This window comes from Dolichospermum sp. LEGE 00246, from assembly GCF_015207865.1.
Taxonomy (GTDB): Bacteria; Cyanobacteriota; Cyanobacteriia; order Cyanobacteriales; family Nostocaceae; genus Dolichospermum; species Dolichospermum heterosporum.
Genome location: NZ_JADEWA010000371.1, coordinates 1 through 5,509, shown reverse-complemented (window position 1 = coordinate 5,509; position 5,509 = coordinate 1). Strand labels below are relative to the sequence as shown.

Genomic DNA, 5,509 nt, shown 5'->3' with positions numbered 1-5,509 from the left:
CAATAATTTAACTGATGACTAATAACAAATATTTATGCTTATATAATTTTAAGGCAGATAATGGTAAAGGGACTACTTATGGTTAAATCGTTGGATAAACCGCCACTTGATTTATCGAAATCGGGTGTAAAAACACCAGTTCAAGAAACATTATTAACACCCAGGTTTTATACCACTGACTTTGATACGGTGGCAAAAATGGATATTTCTGGGTATGAAACGGAATTAAGGGCTGTAATTGACGAACTCAAGGCTGATTATAACCGTCATCACTTTGTGCGAGATGATGAATTTAAGCAAGGTTGGGATCACATTGTTGGTGAAAAACGACTTGCTTTTATTGACTTTTTAGAACGTTCTTGTACTTCGGAATTCTCTGGGTTTTTACTATTTAAAGAATTATCTCGTCGTCTCAAGGATAGTAACCCTTTGCTATCAGAAGCATTTGCTTATTTAGCGCGAGATGAAGCCCGTCATGCTGGCTTTTTGAATAAGTCAATGGCAGATTTTAACCTTTCCCTTGACTTGAGTTATCTCACTAAAAATCGTACCTATACATTTTTCCCAATCGAGTGGGTTATTTACACAGTTTACCTATCGGAAAAAATCGGTTATTGGCGTTACATTTTGGTATTTCGCCATATGGAAAAAAATCCAGAGTACCAGTTTTATCCTCTATTTAGAAAGTTTGAAAGTTGGTGTCAAGATGAGAATAGACACGGTGATTTTTTCAAGGCTTTGTTACGTTCTCAACCCCAGTTATGGAATAATTGGAAATCTCGGCTATGGGTGCGATTCTTCCTATTAACTGTATTCGCTACCCACACTATGACAGTATTTGAAAGAGGGAATTTCTATGAAATCTTAGGTATGCACCCTCGTAAATATAATACTCAAGTAATTGAGGAAACCAACAAAACCGCAGCTAAGGCATTTCCAATTATTTTAAATACCAATCACCCATACTTTTTCTGGTATTTGGAACAATGTGCATTGTATAATCAGAAAATAATTGATCTCAATCAAATTAATGATTGGGGAATTGTGAAATTTATCCAAAAAATTCCCTTGACTTTAATGATTTTTTGGTATATGTTCAAGATTTTTCTGATTAAACCCATCAACACAGAAGCAACTCGTGAACAAGTTTGTTAATTAATCAATCAATCAGATCCCCGACTTCTTCGAGAAGTCGGGGATCTAATCCTTATTTTTCACTTTTTAATTGCAATGGCGTATATTTTCCCCCCAATGCTTCAACAATAGCGCGGGTATTTGCTGCCATCATCTTTATATAAGTATCGCCATTACTACCCTTTGCCCCAATAGAATCAGAATAAAGTGAAGTTGGTGCTAATTTTACTCCGGCTTCTTCGGCTACTGTTTTAATTAAAGCTGGATTAATTGTTGTTTCAGCAAATATGGCAGGAACACCGATTTTTTTAATTGACTCTACTAACTTTTTCACGGTTTGGGCGCTGGGTTGTTCTTCCGTACTAATGCCAATTAAAGTTCCAGCGATCGCTATTTTATAAGCATTTCCATAATATTGAAAAGCATCATGGGTAGTGATGAGTTTCCGTTTATCTGCGGGAATTGTTTGAATTTCTTGAAGAATCCAAATATGTAATTGCTGTAATTCATCAGTTAGCTTTTGGGCATTTTGAGTAAATTTATTTTTGTCCTCTGGTGACAATTCAATTAAACTATCTCGAATGGCTTTCACCATAGATATAACATTTTCTGCACTGCCCCAAACGTGAGGATCTGGAACAATTTGTCCTTTACCTTTATCTAACTTTAAAGATATAACAACTTCCCCCACAGGGATTTTTTTTACTTTCCCTCCAGTTGCATTCATTAACTTAATCAGTCCCGGTTCTAAATTGTAACCGTTATACAAAATCAAGTTAGCTTTTTCCAAAACCCGACTATCTGCGGGTACAGGTTCGTAAACGTGAGGGTCTGCACCTGGTTTAAGAATACCCGTAATCTGTACTTCTTCCCCACCAATTTCTTCAGCCAAGTCAGCAATAATGGTACTTGTTGCTACAACCTGCGGCTGAGTATTTGTCTGGGGTTGGGAGTTGGGAGTACAACTCATTAAAGCCAAAGATAAGAACATTCCTAGCCAAAGGGGATTAAGTAAAGAGAACCTAACCCCCAACCCCTTCCCTGCGAGGGAAGGGGAGTAAGAATAAAAGCCTCTCTCCTCACAGGGTAGAGGTTTGGAGAGAGATTTCAGTAATAAGTCATACATTGGATTAATTATTAGTTTCATTTATCTCACTGATTACTTCTAGTTATAGATATTCTCATATTTCTCTCATTTTTATGGTAAGCTCAAAAAATAAGTATTTTAAATAGAGTTATGCAAAACTTCTCTTTTTACCAAAAATTTAGCCTATCTCCTGTAAATCAAGTAGATATACCTGCACAAATTATCAAATCTATTGACATGAATTCATCAACAGCAATTAACATCACTCATGTAGGTGTACATTACCGCTCACAAGAAGCACTTCGGGATGTTAACTGCATAATTAAACCAGGAAAGCTAACGGGAATTTTTGGACCCAATGGCGCGGGTAAAAGTACATTAATGAAAGCTATTTTGGGATTAGTTCCCATGAGTAGTGGTCAAGTTTTATATAAAAGCAAGCCTTTAATGCAGCAACTAGAAAAAGTTGCTTATGTACCACAACGTAGCCAAATTGACTGGAATTACCCCGCTACTGTGTGGGATGTAGTGATGATGGGGCGTGTCAAAAAAACAGGATGGTTACGGAGCTTCTCCACAGTTAGCCGTCAAATCGCTAAACAAGCATTAGAACGAGTGGGAATAGAAGAATTAAAAAATCGTCCCATTGGTGAACTTTCTGGAGGACAACAACAACGGGTATTTCTAGCCAGGGCGTTAACTCAAGAAGCGGAAATTTTCTGTTTTGATGAACCCTTTGTCGGGATAGATCAAAAAACCCAAGCTATCATTTTTGAAGTCTTTGAAGAATTAGCAAAAAACAATAAAATCGTCTTAGTAGTTAATCATGATTTAGGCGAATCAATCACCCATTTTGATGATTTAATCTTACTAAACTGCGAAGTAATTGCCACAGGTTCACGCCAACAAGTCTTGACAGAAGAAAACTTATATCGTGCTTATAGTGGTAAAGTTATGTACTTTGCGGCTTAATTTATTATGTGTTTGAATCAGCCAGAATCAGCCAGGGAATAAATTCCCTGTCTTATAGCTAAAGTCGGTTTTAACCGACTATTTTAGGATAATTAATTTGTTTCCCAATCAGCAATATGTTTCAAGCACTAATAGAACCGTTGCAATATGGCTTCATGCAGCGTTCCTTAATCATCGCCATATTAGTAGGCTTATTGTGTGCCATTGTTGGTAGTTATTTAATGGTACAACGCCTTGCATTGCTGGGTGATGCTATTAGTCATTCAGTATTACCAGGACTAGCGATCGCCTTCATGATTGGTGCTAATATCTTTGTCGGGGCGTTTATTGCCGGTGTTTTGAGTACAATGGCTATAGCCGTAATTAAAACCCGATCTCCCATTAAAGAAGATGCCGCTATGGGCATAGTTTTTTCTGCCTTTTTTGCCCTTGGAATTACTTTAATTACAGTCATTCAAAAGGATAATAAAATTGATTTGAATCACTTTCTTTTTGGTAATATTTTGGGCGTAACTAGAGACGAAGTCCGAGACACTGCTATTATTGCAGCTATTGTTTTAATAATAGTTTTCTTATTATACAAAGAACTGTTATTTTACACTTTTGATCCTTTGGGCGCACAAGCTGCCGGTTTACCAGTTAATCGCTTAAATTTTGGTTTAATGTTGTTAATTGCTTTAACAATTGTTGCCAGTATGAAAGCTGTGGGAGTAATTTTAGTATTATCACTTTTAATTACTCCAGGGGCAACTGCTTATTTATTGGTGAACCGTTTACATGAGGTAATGATTTTGGGGGCGGTAATTGGGGTAATTTCTAGTATTAGTGGAATGTATCTCAGCTACTTTTATAATTTACCCTCTGGTCCAGCGATTGTATTAGTGGTTTCGGGTTTATTTACGTTGGCTTTGTTGTTTAGTCCTCGACATGGGATTTTGATTCCTATTAACAGTCTCCGGTCTAAAGACGCGGAGATTCTATAGGGAGTTTCAGTCTATATCCCTCAGTTATCCCAGTTTCAGGCATTGATGGAAAATTTACCCAGAAAAAAAGCGGGCTAACCGCTTATTAGAAGGTTAACCCGTTTCACTTTGGGAACGCGCTACAGAAATTGTTACTGCAATACCAACTTAAACTGAGGAAATCGGCGACTATAGGGACTAGAACGCACGTCAGCTAAGGCTGTTACTTGATGTTGGTGTAACAGTTCGATAAATGTTTCAATTGTATGATTGGAATGACCAATAGTGAATGTTTTCATAATTTGTTATTATGGGGAATAACACTGAATTACAATTATTTACAGGCATTTTAACGGTTATAATGTCAAAATGAACTATACTTTTTACACTGAACTAGGCAACTTGCAACGGTTTTGTAGGAAGCATTCGGGGTTCTGGTAATACTTGATTTTCTTGAGTAAGCATCTCAACAAAAGCCTCAATTACTTCCTGACCATTTCTAGCAGCTTCTTCGTAAGTTTTACCATGTGTATGAAACTGTTGCCAGGGAAATTCAGGTAAGTGAACTAAAAAAAGTTGATCCTCTTGAGACCATTGAATTACCATGCTGTAGTGATATGAAGACGTGCATTCATAATTATTTATTGATTATCTCTCCAATTCTCCAAAGAAAAACCAATTACAGTTTGGATTCTGATAAAATCAGTATCAGCCGAAACTAACGTTAATTGATTACGAATTGCTATTGCTGTTATCCAAAGATCATTTTCATCAAAACCTAATTGAGTGATTTTAGTCGTTTGCCGTTTAGTTTTTTGCTTTGGTCCAAATTTGTTAATTAATCCTGCTTTTATTTGTCCATAAATTTTAGCAGTTACATCATCTACATAATAAATTCTAATATCTGCGATAAATTGCTCAATACGAGTTAAATTTTCTTCCTTATAACTAGAATTTTCTGCCATATAAGTTAGCTCACCTACTGTTATGATAGTAGTAGCTATATCGGTTTCTCCAACTTCCTGTATATAATCCAGAACCGGCTGATTTTTTAGAAAAATTAAACTACAATGATTAGTGTCTAAAAGATACATCACTCAAAAGGATTAATACGATTATTAATTTTCACTTTACCTCTAGTTTCAGAGACTAACTTCAGACATTCTTCCAAGTCATCCCCTACCCATGTACCAGCATGACGTAAAATTGAGCGTCCTGAAGCTGGCTTATAGTTAGTTTTTTCTGATAAACTTGTTTCTTGTTTATATTTAATAAATTCCACAAATTCATCAATAAATTTCAAATTTTCTGGTGTAATAGTTAATAAATTTTGTTCGATTTTTTGTCTGTCTCT

At 36.1% G+C, this 5,509-nt stretch carries 8 protein-coding genes; 3 read left to right on the top strand and 5 right to left on the bottom strand.

Annotated elements, in window-relative coordinates; all coding sequences use genetic code 11:
• The first annotated feature begins 78 nt into the window (after positions 1–78).
• Complete coding sequence (gene acsF / locus IQ228_RS20000) at positions 79–1,155, top strand: magnesium-protoporphyrin IX monomethyl ester (oxidative) cyclase (RefSeq protein ID WP_027403469.1); 1,077 nt, start codon at positions 79–81, stop codon at positions 1,153–1,155.
• A 52-nt stretch (positions 1,156–1,207) separates the two neighbouring features.
• Here the strand turns inward: acsF and IQ228_RS19995 are convergent, their stop codons facing one another.
• On the bottom strand, positions 1,208–2,125 hold the full coding sequence (locus IQ228_RS19995) for a metal ABC transporter substrate-binding protein (RefSeq protein WP_228043971.1): 918 nt from the start codon (positions 2,123–2,125) through the stop codon (positions 1,208–1,210).
• A gap of 246 nt (positions 2,126–2,371) precedes the next feature.
• On the opposite strand from IQ228_RS19995, the gene IQ228_RS19990 reads away from it, so the two are divergent.
• Positions 2,372–3,193 carry a metal ABC transporter ATP-binding protein gene (locus IQ228_RS19990; RefSeq protein WP_027403471.1) on the top strand — a complete coding sequence of 274 codons (822 nt, stop codon included), beginning with the start codon at positions 2,372–2,374 and terminating at the stop codon, positions 3,191–3,193.
• 116 nt (positions 3,194–3,309) lie between these two features.
• Positions 3,310–4,176, top strand: a complete 867-nt coding sequence (locus IQ228_RS19985) for a metal ABC transporter permease (RefSeq protein WP_193964115.1) — start codon at positions 3,310–3,312, stop codon at positions 4,174–4,176.
• Positions 4,177–4,307: 131 nt separating this feature from the next.
• Here IQ228_RS19985 and IQ228_RS19980 read toward each other — a convergent pair whose 3' ends face one another.
• The 4 genes from IQ228_RS19980 to IQ228_RS19965 all read right to left on the bottom strand — a co-directional run.
• Positions 4,308–4,454 (bottom strand): DUF488 family protein, encoded by a 147-nt coding sequence (locus IQ228_RS19980; RefSeq protein ID WP_193964113.1) that lies wholly within the window; start codon positions 4,452–4,454, stop codon positions 4,308–4,310.
• Between the two features lie 94 nt (positions 4,455–4,548).
• On the bottom strand, positions 4,549–4,761 hold the full coding sequence (locus tag IQ228_RS19975) for a type II toxin-antitoxin system HicB family antitoxin (protein ID WP_193964111.1): 213 nt from the start codon (positions 4,759–4,761) through the stop codon (positions 4,549–4,551).
• Positions 4,762–4,796: 35 nt separating this feature from the next.
• Entirely contained in the window at positions 4,797–5,249 is a 453-nt protein-coding gene (locus tag IQ228_RS19970) for a type II toxin-antitoxin system VapC family toxin (RefSeq protein WP_193964109.1), read from the bottom strand.
• Positions 5,249–5,509, bottom strand: a 261-nt coding sequence (locus IQ228_RS19965) for a hypothetical protein (RefSeq protein WP_228043970.1), incomplete at its 5' end; no start/stop codon positions are given. The genes IQ228_RS19970 and IQ228_RS19965, both read right to left, overlap by 1 nt.

Excerpts from the sequence above, each read along its gene's own strand:
- IQ228_RS19995 (WP_228043971.1), bottom strand. The coding sequence starts at position 2,125 with ATGTTCTTATCTTTGGCTTTAATGAGTTGTACTCCCAACTCCCAACCC.
- IQ228_RS19990 (WP_027403471.1), top strand. The coding sequence starts at position 2,372 with ATGCAAAACTTCTCTTTTTACCAAAAATTTAGCCTATCTCCTGTAAAT.
- IQ228_RS19980 (WP_193964113.1), bottom strand. The coding sequence starts at position 4,454 with ATGAAAACATTCACTATTGGTCATTCCAATCATACAATTGAAACATTT.
- IQ228_RS19975 (WP_193964111.1), bottom strand. The coding sequence starts at position 4,761 with ATGGTAATTCAATGGTCTCAAGAGGATCAACTTTTTTTAGTTCACTTA.
- IQ228_RS19985 (WP_193964115.1), top strand. The coding sequence starts at position 3,310 with ATGTTTCAAGCACTAATAGAACCGTTGCAATATGGCTTCATGCAGCGT.
- acsF (WP_027403469.1), top strand. The coding sequence starts at position 79 with ATGGTTAAATCGTTGGATAAACCGCCACTTGATTTATCGAAATCGGGT.
- IQ228_RS19970 (WP_193964109.1), bottom strand. The coding sequence starts at position 5,249 with ATGTATCTTTTAGACACTAATCATTGTAGTTTAATTTTTCTAAAAAAT.